The organism is Olleya sp. KJ81-1 (assembly GCF_055808135.1).
Map to the genome: position 1 here is coordinate 1,582,224 of NZ_CM147854.1, position 16,502 is coordinate 1,598,725.

Here is a 16,502-nt window from a genome sequence, read left to right on the forward strand (position 1 = left end):
TTTTTATTTGCTATCCTTTATAATGTGAATATCGCGTTGAGGGAATGGTATGGTAATATTATTTTCTCTAAACAATCTATCTATTTCAAAACGGATTTCACTTTTAGGTATTCTTGCATTAAAGCTGTCATCTATAGTAAACGTTACCCTAAAATTTAAAGCACTATCCCCAAAGTCTGTAAAAGTAACAGCAGGTTCTGGAAATTTAAAAACATTTGGGATGGACGTTGCTGCCTCTAATAATAATTTTTTAACTAATTGTACATCACTTCCATAGGCAACACCTACATCAACACCTTCTCTTGTACTTGTTCCGTTTTGAGTCCAATTATAAAGGCTGTTAGTTAGGTATAAATGATTAGGAATAATTAGTACTTTATCGTCTATAGTTACAGCTCTAGTTGTACGCAACTTAATCTCTTCCACGCGTCCTACTTTACCATCAATTTCCATAATATCTCCAACGTGAACCGATTGATCAACTAATATAAAAATTCCGGAAATTATATCCTGAAACAACGTTTGAAGTGCTAAACCTACACCAATTAAAAGTGCTGCGGAAGCTGCAAAAATAGCTGTGACATCTATATTTATTGAATCCAATATTACCAGAAAAACAATGATATAAATAAACCATCTTGCAAATGAAAACACGGTTGTAAATTTTGCCTTATCATCATCAGGCATATGACGCGTGACTACTTTTCTAACCAAACGTAAGACAATGGTTGTAAGTATTAAAACTAATATAATAAGTAAGACATACTTAACTTTAATTACGCTAGTAGTCAAACCCTTATCATCAGTAAAGGTGTAAATTTTATAATTTAATATTTCAATAAATTTTTCCCAAATAGAACTTTCAGTAATCACATCACTTACTTTTTCTACTTCTTTTTCAATTTTATCTGCTACTTTACTTTCTTGAATCATTGTAAAAATTAATATCTAATCCACTTAATCAACTCTTTATAAGTTGGTTTTTTACCATACATTAATATACCTACTCTGTAAATTTTTGCTGCAAACCATACCGTAAACATAAAGGTACCAACCAATAGTAATAACGATACTATTTGTTGCCAAATTGGCACACCAAACGGGATACGCATTAACATCACTACAGGTGAAGTAAACGGTATAAACGAAAATATAGTACTTACCGTACCATGTGGATCCTCTATTACGGTAAACATACCAACGTAAACTGCTAATATTAATGGCATTAAAATAGGTAACATAAATTGTTGTGTATCTGTTTCGTTATCTACTGCTGCGCCAATTGCTGCGTATAAAGAACTATACAGTAAATAGCCACTTATAAAAAACAATAAAAATGCAATTACCAAATTGGTAAGTGGCAAGTTATAAAATGCTGTAAATAAACTTTGTACTTTCATGCTTGCATCTGGATTAGCCATTGCTTGACGCATAATTTCTTGCTGTGGTGTTTGTGCCTGCGCAAAGTCAATTCCAAAAATAGCAGAGACTACGGTTAGTAAGACACCTCCTAAAATAATCCATATAATAAACTGAGTCACTCCTGCTAGAGATGTCCCAATTATCTTACCTAACATTAATTGTACTGGTTTTACAGAAGAGATAATAACTTCTATAATACGACTTGTCTTTTCTTCGATTACACTACGCATGATCATATTGCCATAAATAATGATAAACATAAATAGCAAATAACCTGCTGCACCACCAAATGCAAGCTTAACTACACTGTCAATTTTAGATGATTTGACACCAGAAAAATTTTCTTGTGCAATGTTAATCTTTATTTTAGACGCTTTAATCATATCTATATCGACACCTTGACTTGCCATATTAAGATTGGTTAGCTCCTTTTCTATTTTATTTTCTAATGAAGAAATTACAGATAAGGATGGTGATTCTTCTGAATAAAATTGCACACTAGTAGCTGCATTTTCAAAATTTTCTAATTTATTTATATGAAGCAAGCCGTAATCACCTTTTTCTTCAACTATAGTTTTTGCATTATCTAAAGTTAAACCTGTCAGGAGGTTATATTTTGTATTATCTGTATCTTTAAAAACCTCAGTCAACATTCCGGAATCATCCAATACCGAAATGACACGTTGTTTATTGTTATTCATCTGAGATAAATACACAACGACAGTTATTAAAGCTATAAATATTAACGGACTTAAGACCGTCATTATTAAAAACGATTTGTTTCTAACCTTGGTTAAATACTCGCGTTGTATAATAAGTGGAAGATGGTTCATTGTTAGTTATTCTTTACTGTTTGAATAAAAATATCGTTGGCACTTGGAATAACTTCTACAAAGTGAGAAATCTGTCCTTTACTAGTCAGGTAGCTTAATAGGTCATTAGCCGACTCGTTTTTAGATAATTTAATATTAAGTTTTAAGTCGTTTTCTAATGTTTTAAATTCGGCTGGTGTCACACTAAATTTACTTGCTAACTCTTGTTCTAAATTACCATTGTTTGGATTTATACCAATTTGAAAAGTATTGCTTTTATATTGGCGTTTTATATCCATTAGGTTACCATCTAATACTTTGTTAGATTTATGTATTAAGGCTATTTGGTCACACAACTCCTCTACCGACTCCATACGATGTGTAGAAAAAATTACGGTTGCACCTTCATCTCTTAGTCTTAAAATCTCATCTTTTATTAAATTTGCATTAATTGGATCAAACCCAGAAAATGGCTCGTCAAAAATCAATAATTTGGGTTCATGCAGGACAGTAACCACAAACTGAATTTTTTGTGCCATACCTTTAGACAATTCCTGTATTTTTTTATTCCACCAGTCTCCAATCTCTAAGCGTTCAAACCACATTTTAAGGCGTTTTTTAGCTTCTGCTTTTTGCATACCTTTTAATTGTGCTAAGTACAAAGCTTGCTCGCCAACTTTCATGGATTTATATAATCCACGCTCTTCCGGTAAATAGCCAATATCTTTTACGTGGTGATTTTTTAAAGCTTCTCCATCCAACAAAACATGTCCAGAATCTGGCATTGTTATTTGGTTAATGACTCTAATTAAAGTTGTTTTTCCTGCTCCATTTGGACCAAGCAAACCAAAAATACTACCCTTTGGAACAGTAATAGACACATTATTTAGTGCTGTAAAGTCTCCAAATTTTTTAGATACTTGGTGCACCTCTAAAAGGTTATTCATCGTTATTTTTTAAGATTGATTAGTTAAGCTAACACTAGCTTTAGTTGTAAATATAGAAAATGTTAAAATAGTAACATTACTGATTTAGGTATTTTTAACTTAAAGGAAGAAATATCTTTTTATATAAAACAAAACCCACCCTCTAAATAAATAAAGGATGGGAAAAAATTGCTATGAAAAAGAAAAATTATCACTAGCTAGGCTAGCGATAAACCAAATATACTATTTTTTATTAAATAAGATGTTAAATGATTTAAATAGTTAAACAAAAAGCAAAAAAAGCTCACAAAATGTGAGCTTTTAAAATTTAGTTTATGCTTTTTGTTACGAAAACATGTCTTTTACTTTTTCAAAAAATGACTTATCACTGCGCTCTGGCTTAGGAGAAAAGTGTTCGTCCTCTTTCATACTTTCAAAAAACTCTTTTTGTTTTTTGTTTAATGTTTTTGGTGTCCATACGTTAACGTGTACTAATAAATCTCCTTTACCGTAACCATTAATACTAGGAATACCTTTTCCGCGTAAGCGTAATATTTTACCAGATTGCATACCTGCTTCTATCTTGATACGTACTTTTCCGGTAACTGTGTCAATTTCTTTTGAGTTCCCTAGGATTGCATCAGGTAAGCTTACGTATAAATCGTAATGTAAATTATCGCCTTCACGTTGTAAAGACTCATGTGCTTCTTCCTCTATTGCTACAAGTAAGTCTCCAGACACACCATTACCTGGTGCTTCGTTACCTTTTCCTGATACTTTAAGTTGCATTCCGTCTACTACTCCTGCTGGTATATTAACCGGAATAGTTTCTTCTTTAGCAATCATACCTTGTGCATCAGCTTCACTAGGTTTTTTATCTATTATTTGTCCTGCTCCACTACATGTTGGACATGGTGCAGCTGTTTGCATACGACCTAAAATTGTGTTTGTAACTCTAGTTACTTGACCAGCTCCATTACACGTATTACACGTTTTATATGTGGTACCTGGTGCCTGAACTTTACGTTTTACTTTAATTTTCTTTTCAACACCATTAGCAATTTCTTCTAAAGTAAGTTTAAGACGTACACGTAGGTTACTACCTTTAACGCGACGTTGTCCTCCACCTCCACCGAAGCCACCTCCAAAACCAGAGAAACCTCCACCTCCAAAGATGTCACCAAATTGGCTAAAAATATCGTCCATGTTCATTCCGCCACCACTGTAGCCTCCACCACCACCTTCAAATGCTTGGTGTCCAAATTGGTCGTAACGTGCTTTTTTGTTGTCGTCACTTAATACCTCATAGGCTTCTGCTGCTTCTTTAAATTTAGACTCAGCATCCTTATCATCAGGATTTTTGTCAGGATGAAACTCGATTGCCTTTTTACGGTATGCTTTTTTAATTTCAGCTTGAGATGCTGATTTATTTATACCTAATATTTCGTAAAAATCTCTTTTAGCCATATTTAATTTATTGTCCGATTATTACTTTTGGAAAACGTATAACAGTTTCGCCTAGTTTATAACCTTTTTCTATAACGTCTACAATCTTACCTTTTAAGTCTTCAGTAGGTGCTGGTATTTGTGTTATCGCTTCATGATGATCTGCATTAAACACATCACCTGCTCTAACTTCTAATTGAGACAATCCTTTTTGTTGTAATGTCTGTAATAATTTGTTATAAATTAATAAGACACCTTTACGCATTTCTTCTGCTTCTTTGTCATCGTCGATGTGTAATAAAGCGCGTTCAAAATCATCTAAAATTGGTAACATAGATACCATAACATCCTTACTTGCAGTTTGAAACAATTCAATACGCTCTCTAGAGGTACGCTTTTTATAATTTTCAAACTCGGCAAAAAGACGTAAAAATTTATCTTTTTCTTGTTGTAAATCAGCCTTTAACTGCTCTTCCACAGATAACTCTTCTGCAACCTCTTCTTGTGTTGTTGCTTGTTCTGCTTGATTTGAAGTAGAATTAATTTCTTCTTCTATGTTTGTTTCGTTGTTGCTTTTCTTGCTCATTATTGTACTTAATTTAAAATACTGTAATTGGGATGGCAAAAGTACTGCCATTACTATTAAAAATGTCAAAATGTCATTGTTTTTTTTAATAAACAAATAATTAGTTTCCATGGAAGATTATTTATATATTTGCGCTTTAAATCACTAAAACTAAAATTTTATATCATGAAAAAAATTGTATTAAACCTTTTTGCAGTAGCAATCGTTGGATTAAGTGTTGTTGCTTGTAAAAGTGATGCTAAAGAAGCAAAAACAGGTGAAGTTGAAGCTGTAGCTGAAAACACAGAAGCTGCTAAATATAAAGCAGATGCTGACAACTCTATGATTATATGGAAAGCTAACAAAATTGTTGGTGGACATGAAGGTACTATTAATGTATCAACTGGAGTTGCTGAGTTTGAAGGAGACAAATTAGTTGGTGGAAACTTTATGTTTGACATTAACACTATTAAATGTACTGACATTCCTGAAACTGAAGAAGCTAACGCAAATCTAGTAGGTCATTTAAAAAGCGAAGACTTTTTTGATGTAGCACAATTTGGTACTGCTGCATTTGAAATTACAAAAGTAGAAGGAAACAATATTAGCGGTAACTTAACACTAAAAGGAATTAAGAAAAACATTACTTTTCCTGCTTTAGTAGCTGTAAATGGTGATGATGTTACAATTACAAGTGACACATTTACTTTAGATAGAACAGAATGGAACATTATGTACAACTCTGCAACAAGCGATGATGTTGCTGCTTCATTAGGAGATAAACTAATTAAGGATGATGTTGAAATAAAAATATCTGTTAAAGCTAAAAAAGCTTAATCTTTATATATTTTATAAAAAAAGCCACAATTAACGTTGTGGCTTTTTTTATTTCTAATAATGACATTACACTACAAACCCATAAAAAAATTATAACTTTAGCCTATACTAACCAATATAAAATTGCAATGACTTTAGGTGCCTTATCAATAAGTATAGCAGTAAAAGATATTACTGCGTCCAAACAATTTTACGAGACTTTAGGTTTTACAGTTTTTGGTGGACAACTTGAACAAAATTATTTAATAATGAAAAATGGAAATGCTTTAATAGGACTTTTTCAGGGTATGTTTGATAAAAATATTATCACGTTTAATCCTGGTTGGGATGAAAACGCTAATCCGTTAAAAGATTTTGATGATGTTAGGTCCATACAAAAACAATTAAAAGATAATAATATTTCTTTTATTACTGAAGCTGACACTAACACAAAAGGTCCTGCAAGCTTTATGGTATTAGATCCTGATGGTAACCAGATTTTGGTAGATCAACATGTTTAAACTTTACTCTACCGGAAAATCAAAATATTGATTTTTAAAAGGCTCTCCTTTTAAGGTAAAATGCCACCATTCTTTTGGGTAATTTCTAAAGCCATTTGTCAACATGACGTGTTGTAATAGTTGTCTATTTTCCTGCTGTTTTGATGTCAATTTAGTATTACTTACCCAAGATTCTGGACCAAAAAAATCATAAGGACTACCCATGTCTAAAACTTTTCCTGTCTTTAAATTTATAATTGTCAAATCTATTGTGCTTCCGCTACTATGTCTAGATTTGGAGGCAATATAACCTTGACTAAAAAGATTTTTTTATCTACATTTGGATAATACTCTTGCTTTTTTAAGGTATCATTAACTTGTTTTGCCCATCTTACAAAATGGTTTACCGCTTGTTGTGGTCTATAAGCGTCATAAATTTTTAAACCTAAGCCCTTTTTTTAAGGGTATCTTGTACATTTTTTAAAGCTTTAGCTGCTAATGTTGTCATAATCACAACCTCTTTATTGTAACCATCAATTTGCTCTCCTACAAAATTATCATCATTACAATACCTTAACTCTACATCTAAATCTTGAATTATATCTTGAGCATAGACAAATCCATCCCTTAATTGTGCAATACTAATAGTTGTAAAAAATGTTAGTAAAAGCGCTAAATTATACTTCATGATTTAAATTTTATAGGCTAAATTTATAAAATAAAAAACTAATTATGACCTATCCTTGGCATCTATATTTAATGGGAGCAATTTATGTGTTTGCAGGTGTTATGCATTTTATTAAACCTAAAATGTATTTACGCATCATGCCAAGATACTTACCAAATCATAAACTACTAGTTAAATTAAGTGGTATTGCAGAAATAGTTTTAGGTACAACAGTCTGCATTCCTGCATTAAAAGCTATTTCAATTTATGGTATAATATTAATGTTGCTTTTATTTTTAATGGTTCACATATATATGTTAACTGAAAAAAAGCTTCGACTGGACTGCCAAAATGGATCTTGTTATTACGTCTTCCGTTACAATTTGGGCTAATGTATTGGGCATTTTGGTATTTAAAATTTTAAGAAATGCTTTTTACAGAAGAAATCAAACTTAATTTGCCAGATGCTGAGATTAGTTATTTTCCTAATTTTTTTGACATAAACGAAGCTTCCAATTATTACAATTTGCTATTCAATGACATCCCTTGGCAGCAAGATAACATTACTTTATTTGGAAAAACGCATGCACAACCCAGATTAACTGCTTTATTTAGCACCAATAACAAACCCTATAGTTATTCCAATATTACCATGCATCCACATGGCTTTACTTCCGCTTTAAGCGAAATAAAAAAAGAGTAGAAACTATAGCAAACATAAACTTTACTACATGCTTAGCTAATTTATACAGAGATGGTCAGGACAGCAATGGTTGGCATGCTGATGACGAAAAATCTTTAGGTATAAATCCTATAATTGCCTCTGTTAGTTTTGGCGAAGCACGATATTTTAATCTCAAACATAAAACGGACAAATCATTAAAGCAAAAACTATTACTAGAGCATGGTAGTTTATTATTAATGAAGGGTAGCACACAACATCATTGGTTACATCAGATTGCTAAAACCAAAAAACAAATAATGCCTAGAATTAATTTAACTTTTAGAATCATAATATAAAAAGTATTAAAAACATAAAAGCCAAGGTCCCTCAACCTTGGCTTTTTGCTATTTGGCATTTTGTGTTAAATTAATTTAGATTATCCAAACTAACCTAACAATGCAAATATTAATTAATTAATCCATTGAACTAAAAGTATGTAATTTTTAGCACAAGACAAACATAAAGCTTATCTCAAAGCAAAACGATAAAAAACATTATAAATCGATGAAATGCACTAAATTTTAACATTCATCGATTAAAATACATCAAAAATCGATTAAAAACACATCACAAAATCCTTTCAAACATTATTTTTATACCAAATTTTAAGTGTAACTTTGAGTAGCATAATTTAATATTTGGCATCCTATTTGACTTACATGTTAAAACCATTAAAATGAAATCACAAATTATAATCATTCTGTTTTTTATATTATCTACTGCCACTGCTCAAGATGTAACGTTTACATCTAAAGACATCGTTGTAAACAAACACATAAATGGGACATTATTAACACCTTTAAATGATGACAAACCAACTTTAGCCATAATTATAGCAGGATATGGACCCAATGATAGAGATGGTAATCAAAACTTTTTAAAAACTAATAACATCAAAAAATTAGCAATAGGACTTACCAATAGTGGCATTGCAACCTTTAGATACGACAAGCGTATTGTTAAACAAATACGACAAAACAACGTAGATCCTAATTTATCTTTTGATGATTTTGTAACAGATGCCAGTACAGTAGTAGACTATTTTAAAAATCTAAATCTATATAATAAAATATACATTATAGGACATGATCAAGGAAGCCTAATTGGTATGCTAGCAGCAAAGGATAAAGCTAGTGGCTTTATATCCATAGCTGGAGCAGGACAAACTATAGACAATGTTATTATAGAACAAATAGAAAAAACAGCACCACAATTTACAGAAGATACAAAACGCGTGTTTGCTATTTTAAAAACAGAAAAAACAACATTAGATTATCCTGAAGCTTTAACATCCATTTTTAATATTGAAACACAACGTTTTTTTATGAGTTGGATGAAACATAATCCACTTGATATAATGGGTACTTTAAACATACCAACATTAGTAATAAACGGAACTAAGGATTTACAAGTTAGTGAAACCGAAGCTTTATTATTAAAAGAGGCTGCAAGCGATGCTTCTATAAAAATAATAAAAAACATGAATCATGTTATGGTAACCATTGAAGGTGATGACCTTGAAAATTCTAAATCTTATAACGAATCGCATAGACCATTAGCCGATGGTTTATTAACAAGTATTATAACTTTTATTACAACCAAATAAAAATTATCAAACATTATAAAATAGAAAAAGCATCCTAAAAAGGATGCTTTTTCATACTAACCAACCAAAAATATGATAATTACTACTCGTTTCATTTAGGTAACCACACCTGTGTGAAAGTCATCATAAGTAATTACACTTTTAATATTACAATTGTCGTGCCAAAACAAACTAACTAACATCTTGTAGTGTTAAAGGTTTATTAAAATTAAAAACAGAAAAAGCATCCTTTATAGGGATGCTTTTTCATACTAACCAACCAAATGTAATTATTACTATTTTCTGTTTAGGTAACCACACCTAGTATTAGAAGGTCATCATAAATAATTACAATTTATATTAAACAAATCCTGTGCCAAACTTTGTTTTTAAATGTTTTAATAACCATATTATTTGATTATTTTGCGTTATCTATAAATTAAAATTATGAGTGAACCATTATTTACTAACGACACTATTGTTTTTGGAGTGTTAATGATTGCCTTAGGCTTAATATTTTATACAGAATCTTTAAAAGGCGGTTTCTGGGAAAAATTTTACAAGATTGTTCCTGGCTTGTTTATGGCATATATGTTGCCAGCTATACTAACAACCATAGGTCTAATTGCCCCAGAATGGGAAACAACAACCGAAACTGGTGACATAGTAGCACACAAAACCAACTTGTATTATGTTGCTAGTAGATATCTATTACCTGCAGCACTAGTCTTAATGACATTAAGCATTGATTTAAAAGCAGTTTTTAATTTAGGATGGAAAGCACTTATCATGTTTTTTACAGGTACAATAGGTATTGTAATTGGTGGACCAATTGCTATACTATTAATTGCCACAATATCACCTGATACAGTAGGCGGAATAGGTCCTGATGCTGTTTGGAGAGGTTTATCTACTTTAGCCGGAAGCTGGATTGGAGGAGGTGCTAATCAAACCGCAATGTTAGAAATTTACGGTTATAATCAAGCTGAGTACGGAAAAATGGTATTTGTTGATATAGTTGTCGCTAATGTATGGATGGCAATCCTACTTATTGGTATTGGAAAACGCGCTAGTATCAATAAATGGTTAAAAGCAGATACATCCTCTATTGAGGCACTAAAAGATAAAATGTCCACATTTACTGAAAGTGTTAAACGTAATCCAAGCTTAACAGATTTAATGTTATTGGCTGCCATAGCTTTTGGGACTGTAAGTATGGCACATTTATGTGCTGACAATTTAGCGCCTTTCTTTGGAGAAATAATTTCGGGAATAGAATCTACTACTTTAAAAAACACTTTTACGTTTTTAGATAGTTCGTTTTTCTGGATGATTAGTATTGCTACACTTGTAGCTATATTATTGTCTTTTACTAAAGCTAAAAATTATGAAGGCGCAGGTGCTAGTAAATTTGGTAGTGTTTTTATATATATTTTAGTTGCAACCATTGGAATGAAAATAGACATTAGTTCAATATTTGATAATGTTGGTCTTATAGCTATTGGATTTGTATGGATGGGTATTCATGCATTACTTTTAATTGGAGTTGCAAAACTTATTAAAGCACCTTATTTCTTTTTAGCGGTTGGAAGTCAAGCTAACGTAGGTGGTGCTGCATCTGCTCCAATTGTAGCTTCTGCTTTTCACCCATCTTTAGCGACAGTTGGTGTTCTTTTAGCAGTATTTGGATATGCTGTCGGAACGTTAGCAGCTATTGGTTGTACAATTTTAATGCAATTAGCTTCTGGAGGTTAGTATTTTTCTGTTTTTTAATTGATATTTGCCCACCTTAAAAATAAGTTTTAAATGAAAAAAATTATTGCATTATTAGTATTGGTGTCTTTATTTTCTTGCGGAAATGATGCTAATAAATTGACAGTCAAAGGGACTGTAAAAGGATTAAAAAAAGGAACTATATACCTAAAAAAGGTAAGTGATACTGTTTTAGTGACTGTAGACTCTATTGTTGTTAATGGTTCTCCTGAATTTACGTTACAATCAGACATAGATGAGCCAGAAATGTTTTATTTATATTTAAATAAAAACACCAAAGAGGATGATAGGATATCCTTTTTTGCTGATAAAGGTATTACTGAAATTAATACAACTTTAAAGGGATTTTCTTACGATGCTAAAATAAAAGGATCTAAGCAACATGATGTTTTAGAAGAGTATCTGAGTATGATAGGAAAATTTAATAATAAAAATTTAGACTTAACTAAAGAATATATTGAAGCAGCAAGAGACAAAGACACTGTCAAGTTAAAACAAACTGAAGCCATATTAAATAGCTTTAAGAAAAGAAAGTATTTATACACTGCTAATTTTGCTGTAACGCATAAGGATAGTGAAGTTGCTCCATATTTAGCACTTTCGGAAATTTACGACGCTAATGTTATTTATTTAGACACCATTAGTAAAGTACTTACGCCAGAAATTAAAGCCTCGAAATATGGAAAGCAATTAGAAGTATACATTGCCGAAATTAAACGTACTGAGCAATAGAAAAAATAGTTTCATATAAAAAAAGCCATCTAAATTTAGATGGCTTTTTTTATTGTTAAAATTTTGATGTTAAATCAAAAAAAGCTTCTCAATTAAGAGAAGCTTTTTTGAGCCGATGGAGGGACTCGAACCCACGACCTGCTGATTACAAATCAGCTGCTCTAGCCAGCTGAGCTACATCGGCAAAAGAGTTTGCAAATATAATTCTCTTAATGATATCTGCAAGCTTTTTTAAAAAAAATTAACCTAATTTGTTAATTCTTTCAATTAATGCACGACCCTTATCTTCAAGCTCTTTTTTAACAGCGTTAAAATGTGCTTTTTTGTTATCAACGTCTTTAGCATTAGTCTTAGTTATAAGCTCGTCAAAAGTTACTATTGCGTCATCAATGATCGCTTCACTTTGTTTGTTGTCTTTATCAGTGTTTGTGTATTCCCAAACGTAAACTGCTTCAATAATATCTCCTAAAACGTAATTAATGTCTTTTTTTAGGTCTCTTTTATTTGCCATAATTTTAAAATTTATTTAAGTGCAAAGCTACGATTAAAGTTCGAAATTAGAACTATTTAAATCCACTTTAAAGCCTTTATTTAATTTATGCATGTTATTTACCAGAATAGGATACAAAGTTTCTTGGTGTCTCGTAAAGTGTTACTTCCAAGTCTAAGCCTTGTTTTAATTTGGCTTTGATTTTATTATAAATTACAACGACAATGTTTTCTGCTGTTGGATTTAAATCTTTAAACTCTGCAACATCCAGGTTTAGGTTTTTATGGTCAAAAGCATCTTCTACTTCCATTTTAATGATGTCTTTTAAAATTTTAACATCAATTACAAAACCTGTTTCTTGATCAATATCTCCTGTAACACTAGCAATAAGCTCATAATTATGACCATGATAATTAGGGTTGTTACATTTTCCAAAGATTTCATCATTTTTTTCCATGGACCAATCTTTACGATATAATCTATGGGCTGCATTAAAATGGGCTTTACGACTGACTGTTACTTTCATCACTAATATTTATAAATTGATAAAACTTATCAAAAATTATTTTAAACCAAGCTGTATATAGTTCCGGCTGATTTTGAATATCTGCTTTTACATCTTCTAAAGACATCCATTTCCAGCTTTCAACTTCATCTTTATTAATAATTGGCTGATCTTGATAATAACCAACCATAATATGGTCCAATTCATGCTCTGTTAAACCATTATCAAAAGGAGCTTTGTAGATAAAAGATGTTTTTTCTTCAAGTTGTGTTACAAAACCCATTTCTTCTTGTAAACGTCTTGTACCAGCTTGTATATTGCTTTCTCCTTCACGTTGATGACTACAACATGTGTTAGTCCATAATCCAGGAGAGTGATACTTACCTAAAGCTCTTTGTTGTAGCATTAACTGATTTTTATCATTAAAAACAAAAACAGAGAATGCACGATGTAATAATGCTTTTTCATGGGCTTCCATTTTTGGCATTAGTCCAATTTGCTCATCAAACTCGTTTACTAAAATTACATGTTCTTCTTTCATTAAAAATATTTGATAAAAACAAAGTTAATAATTAGACTTGGGCTAATTTTTGTTTTAAGTTAATTTTAATAAAAAAAGCATCTCTAAAGAGATGCTTTTTCCATATTAATATGGTTGAAATTATCTATTAATAACTATAAAGTTACTTCTTCTATTCCAATCATGTTCTTCTTCGGTACACTTAACTCCGTTACTACATCTATTAACTAACATAGTTTCTCCGTAACCTTTACCTTCCAATCTATCTGGCGCAATACCTCCTTTTTGAATAATGTATTGTTTGGTAGATACGTTTCTTCTATTTGATAAAGCCCAGTTATAGTCATCTGATGCTCTTGAATCTGTATGCGATTGTACATCAATTCTAACCGTTGGATACTTATTCATGTAATCTATTACCTTTTTTAACTCTAATTCTGCATCTGGTCTTATATTAGACTTGTCAAAATCAAAATAGATTGGATTTAATTTTAAAACTTCAGTTAAATCCATTCCAACTTCTGCAGGTAATGTTGTTTCAGGTGTTAAGTTTAATTTTAAAACAACATCTTCTTTCTTTTTAGGATTAACAACAAATGTTTGGTCTGATTGTGTATAACCATCTTTAGATGCTATAATATTAAATTTTTGCTTGTTACAAGGTCCTTCATAACTAAAGGAACCGTTTTGATCTGATGTCAAGTTTTGAACCTCTACTCCTTTTTCATTTAAAACAACAACGCTTGCGTAAGGCAGTATAATGTTAGTTGTTTTATCTACTGTTGTACCAGACACTAACTGCGTACAAAATGATCTAGAAAACTTATAAATATCATCATCTCCTTTACCATTGTATCTATTAGAAGTTAGGTATCCAATATTTGAAAATTCGTCAATTATAAATTCAAAATCGTCTCTAGAACTATTAATCGGTTTACCTAAGTTGGTAACTGTTTGACTTGGATCATCTAACTTAGTCATAAATACATCTAATCCACCAAGACCTTGATGTCCATCTGATGAAAAATATAGTGTTCCATTATTGCTTATATATGGAAAATTTTCTCTTCCTTCTGTATTGATAGCATCTCCTAAATTTACTGGTTCGCCATAAGTACCATCTTCTAAAATATCTACATAATAAATATCAGATTTACCACGAGTACCTGGCATATCACTAGCAAAATATAATCTAGACTCATCTAAGCTTAAGGCTGGATGCGCGACATTATAATCGTCATTATTAAATGGCATACTAACTATATTTGACCAAGCGCCATTTTTAAGTTCGGCTTTAAAAATTTTTAAACCATTTACTTTTTCATTACTTTTTCTGACTTTACCATGAAAATAATTGTTTCTAGTAAAATATGCGATATTCCCATCGTGAGTAAAAGATGTTGAAGACTCATGATATTTAGTATTTATAGCTGTAGATAAAGGTGTTACAGCACTAGAATCGTTAGCTTGATAATATAAATCTAAAAATGGTTGTTCGTTCCATTTATATAATTTACCGTCACCTCTAGAAGAAGCAAAAACAATTCCACCTTTATAAAAAGAGGTTCCAAAATCTGAAAAACGAGAATTTAAATCTAAATTTTCCAATTCAAAATCACCTGAAAGTGATTCGATAGTTTCAAGATAGTTTGGAGATTTAGAGAATAATATTGCTCTAGAATCATTTGGCTTTAAAGTAGCAAATTCTTTCATATTAGCATTTGCACCTTCATAGTCACCAATAGCTTTTAAACTCATTGCATATCGATAATAATACTCATACTCAACTACTGCATCCAATTTAAACATTTCACCATACCACTTGGAAGCGTCTTCCATTTTGGTATTGAAATAATATGAATTAGCTAGTTTTTTATAAACTTCTGGTGTTTTATTACCTTTTTCAATTAATTTTAATAACTCCTTTGTTGTTTCAACATAGGATAATTTATCATACTTTTTTTCTGTACTACTAGAAATACCATCATTTTGAGCAAATGTTAGATTAAATGATAGTGCAATAATTAAAGTAGAAAGTATATATCTATTTTTCATAATCTTTGTTATCTATGTTTTAAAAGAATCTTGGTGATAAAATTTTAGTTAAATCTCTAGGTTCAAATCTTAAAAATACCTCGAAAGAACCAGCATCAAACTTAGTCTGACCTAAATCTGTTACTTCTCTGTCATAACCAAAACCTAACATTAAACTTTCTGATACCTGATACCCTAACAATCCACTAACTGCAGCATCCCAACGGTATGCTAATCCAACTGTAAATTTATCTTTATATAAAGCATTTGCAGTTAAATCTGCTTGTAAAGGTGATCCTGAAACTTGTTTAACTAAAAAAGCTGGTTTTAATTTTAAATCCTGATTAATATCAAAAACATAACCTCCCATTAAATAAAAGTGCATTCTTTCTGAAGCTTGAGATAAAGAAGCATCGTCAAAATATTTAGTTTCAAGTATATTTGGTACTGATAATCCTAAATACCATTTATCTGAATTACGATAATAAACACCAGCTCCTATTTGAGGTGAAAACTTATTATCAATATCACTTTGCAATAATACATCTCCATTATTATAAGAGCTTAATTCCGAATATTTTATATCTAATAAACTTCCACCACCATTCAAACCAAAAGATAATCTACCTTCATCTGATGTATTTATAGAGTATGAAAATGACACATCAAAATAGGTTTCTTGCGTTGGTCCAATCCTATCATTTACAACAGATAAACCTAACCCGACATTTTGCTCATCACCAAAAGGAGAATGGATATTGAAACTACCTGTATCTGGAGCTCCATCTAATCCTACCCATTGCGTACGATACAATAATAAAGCACTAAGTCCATCTCTAGAACCTGCATATGCTGGATTTATACTTAAAGTATTGTACATATATTGTGTGTATTGTGCATCTTGTTGCGCAGATAATTCTGTTACATAAAATGAACTTAATACAGCTATTAATATTAAAATTTTATTTTTCATTTGAAATAAGGT

The 16,502-nt window shown here is 31.0% G+C and carries 17 protein-coding genes, 1 tRNA gene and 2 pseudogenes; 7 read left to right on the forward strand and 13 right to left on the reverse strand.

All coding sequences use genetic code 11. The features are described from left to right. Positions 1 to 3 precede the first annotated feature (3 nt). The 5 genes from AC0L3M_RS07590 to AC0L3M_RS07610 all read right to left on the reverse strand — a co-directional run bounded on the left by AC0L3M_RS07590 (position 4) and on the right by AC0L3M_RS07610 (position 5,192). Positions 4 to 933, reverse strand: a complete 930-nt coding sequence (locus tag AC0L3M_RS07590; protein WP_473432398.1) for a mechanosensitive ion channel family protein — start codon at positions 931 to 933, stop codon at positions 4 to 6. Positions 934 to 941: 8 nt separating this feature from the next. Next, positions 942 to 2,255, reverse strand: coding sequence for an ABC transporter permease (locus AC0L3M_RS07595; RefSeq protein ID WP_473432399.1), 1,314 nt, complete (start codon positions 2,253 to 2,255; stop codon positions 942 to 944). A 2-nt stretch (positions 2,256 to 2,257) separates the two neighbouring features. Beyond that, positions 2,258 to 3,181, reverse strand: coding sequence for an ABC transporter ATP-binding protein (locus AC0L3M_RS07600; RefSeq protein ID WP_292949718.1), 924 nt, complete (start codon positions 3,179 to 3,181; stop codon positions 2,258 to 2,260). Positions 3,182 to 3,505: 324 nt separating this feature from the next. Beyond that, the gene (gene dnaJ, locus AC0L3M_RS07605; protein ID WP_191100984.1) at positions 3,506 to 4,627 is read right to left on the reverse strand and encodes a molecular chaperone DnaJ; all 1,122 of its coding nucleotides are present in this window, start codon (positions 4,625 to 4,627) and stop codon (positions 3,506 to 3,508) included. A gap of 7 nt (positions 4,628 to 4,634) precedes the next feature. Continuing rightward, on the reverse strand, positions 4,635 to 5,192 hold the full coding sequence (locus tag AC0L3M_RS07610; protein ID WP_145002482.1) for a nucleotide exchange factor GrpE: 558 nt from the start codon (positions 5,190 to 5,192) through the stop codon (positions 4,635 to 4,637). 165 nt (positions 5,193 to 5,357) lie between these two features. Between AC0L3M_RS07610 and AC0L3M_RS07615 the strand changes: the two genes are divergently transcribed. Together AC0L3M_RS07615 and AC0L3M_RS07620 are read left to right on the forward strand one after the other, a co-directional pair. After that, positions 5,358 to 6,008, forward strand: a complete 651-nt coding sequence (locus tag AC0L3M_RS07615) for a YceI family protein (protein WP_292949723.1) — start codon at positions 5,358 to 5,360, stop codon at positions 6,006 to 6,008. Between the two features lie 128 nt (positions 6,009 to 6,136). Then, positions 6,137 to 6,508, forward strand: a complete 372-nt coding sequence (locus AC0L3M_RS07620) for a VOC family protein (RefSeq protein ID WP_473432488.1) — start codon at positions 6,137 to 6,139, stop codon at positions 6,506 to 6,508. 3 nt (positions 6,509 to 6,511) lie between these two features. On the opposite strand, the gene AC0L3M_RS07625 is transcribed toward AC0L3M_RS07620, so the two are convergent. Next, complete coding sequence (locus tag AC0L3M_RS07625; protein WP_473432400.1) at positions 6,512 to 6,751, reverse strand: M15 family metallopeptidase; 240 nt, start codon at positions 6,749 to 6,751, stop codon at positions 6,512 to 6,514. A 181-nt stretch (positions 6,752 to 6,932) separates the two neighbouring features. Beyond that, complete coding sequence (locus AC0L3M_RS07630; protein ID WP_473432401.1) at positions 6,933 to 7,175, reverse strand: hypothetical protein; 243 nt, start codon at positions 7,173 to 7,175, stop codon at positions 6,933 to 6,935. Positions 7,176 to 7,219: 44 nt separating this feature from the next. Here AC0L3M_RS07630 and AC0L3M_RS07635 point away from each other — a divergent pair. The 5 genes and pseudogenes from AC0L3M_RS07635 (at position 7,220) to AC0L3M_RS07655 (ending at position 11,968) form a co-directional block, all read left to right on the forward strand. Beyond that, positions 7,220 to 7,578, forward strand: a pseudogene (locus AC0L3M_RS07635) (DoxX family protein). Between the two features lie 3 nt (positions 7,579 to 7,581). Next, positions 7,582 to 8,174 (forward strand): annotated as a pseudogene (locus tag AC0L3M_RS07640) (alpha-ketoglutarate-dependent dioxygenase AlkB family protein). 380 nt (positions 8,175 to 8,554) lie between these two features. Then, entirely contained in the window at positions 8,555 to 9,484 is a 930-nt protein-coding gene (locus AC0L3M_RS07645) for an alpha/beta hydrolase (RefSeq protein ID WP_473432402.1), read from the forward strand. Positions 9,485 to 9,910: 426 nt separating this feature from the next. Then, positions 9,911 to 11,218: a DUF819 family protein gene (locus AC0L3M_RS07650; protein WP_145002500.1), complete on the forward strand. Its 1,308-nt coding sequence runs from the start codon at positions 9,911 to 9,913 to the stop codon at positions 11,216 to 11,218. A 51-nt stretch (positions 11,219 to 11,269) separates the two neighbouring features. Next, the gene (locus AC0L3M_RS07655; protein WP_292949735.1) at positions 11,270 to 11,968 is read left to right on the forward strand and encodes a DUF4369 domain-containing protein; all 699 of its coding nucleotides are present in this window, start codon (positions 11,270 to 11,272) and stop codon (positions 11,966 to 11,968) included. A gap of 110 nt (positions 11,969 to 12,078) precedes the next feature. Here the strand turns inward: AC0L3M_RS07655 and AC0L3M_RS07660 are convergent. The 6 genes from AC0L3M_RS07660 to AC0L3M_RS07685 form a co-directional block, all read right to left on the reverse strand. After that, positions 12,079 to 12,152 (reverse strand) — tRNA-Thr (locus AC0L3M_RS07660). 57 nt (positions 12,153 to 12,209) lie between these two features. Then, positions 12,210 to 12,479, reverse strand: coding sequence for a hypothetical protein (locus AC0L3M_RS07665; RefSeq protein WP_145002506.1), 270 nt, complete (start codon positions 12,477 to 12,479; stop codon positions 12,210 to 12,212). 94 nt (positions 12,480 to 12,573) lie between these two features. Further along, entirely contained in the window at positions 12,574 to 12,984 is a 411-nt protein-coding gene (locus tag AC0L3M_RS07670) for a 6-pyruvoyl trahydropterin synthase family protein (RefSeq protein WP_341587154.1), read from the reverse strand. Next, positions 12,962 to 13,504, reverse strand: coding sequence for an isopentenyl-diphosphate Delta-isomerase (idi, locus tag AC0L3M_RS07675; RefSeq protein WP_145002512.1), 543 nt, complete (start codon positions 13,502 to 13,504; stop codon positions 12,962 to 12,964). The genes AC0L3M_RS07670 and idi overlap by 23 nt, the downstream gene beginning before the upstream one ends. A 120-nt stretch (positions 13,505 to 13,624) precedes the next feature. Then, positions 13,625 to 15,538 carry an OmpA family protein gene (locus AC0L3M_RS07680; RefSeq protein ID WP_473432403.1) on the reverse strand — a complete coding sequence of 638 codons (1,914 nt, stop codon included), beginning with the start codon at positions 15,536 to 15,538 and terminating at the stop codon, positions 13,625 to 13,627. A gap of 19 nt (positions 15,539 to 15,557) precedes the next feature. Further along, on the reverse strand, positions 15,558 to 16,490 hold the full coding sequence (locus AC0L3M_RS07685) for a PorP/SprF family type IX secretion system membrane protein (protein ID WP_292949745.1): 933 nt from the start codon (positions 16,488 to 16,490) through the stop codon (positions 15,558 to 15,560). Between the last annotated feature and the right edge of the window lie 12 nt (positions 16,491 to 16,502).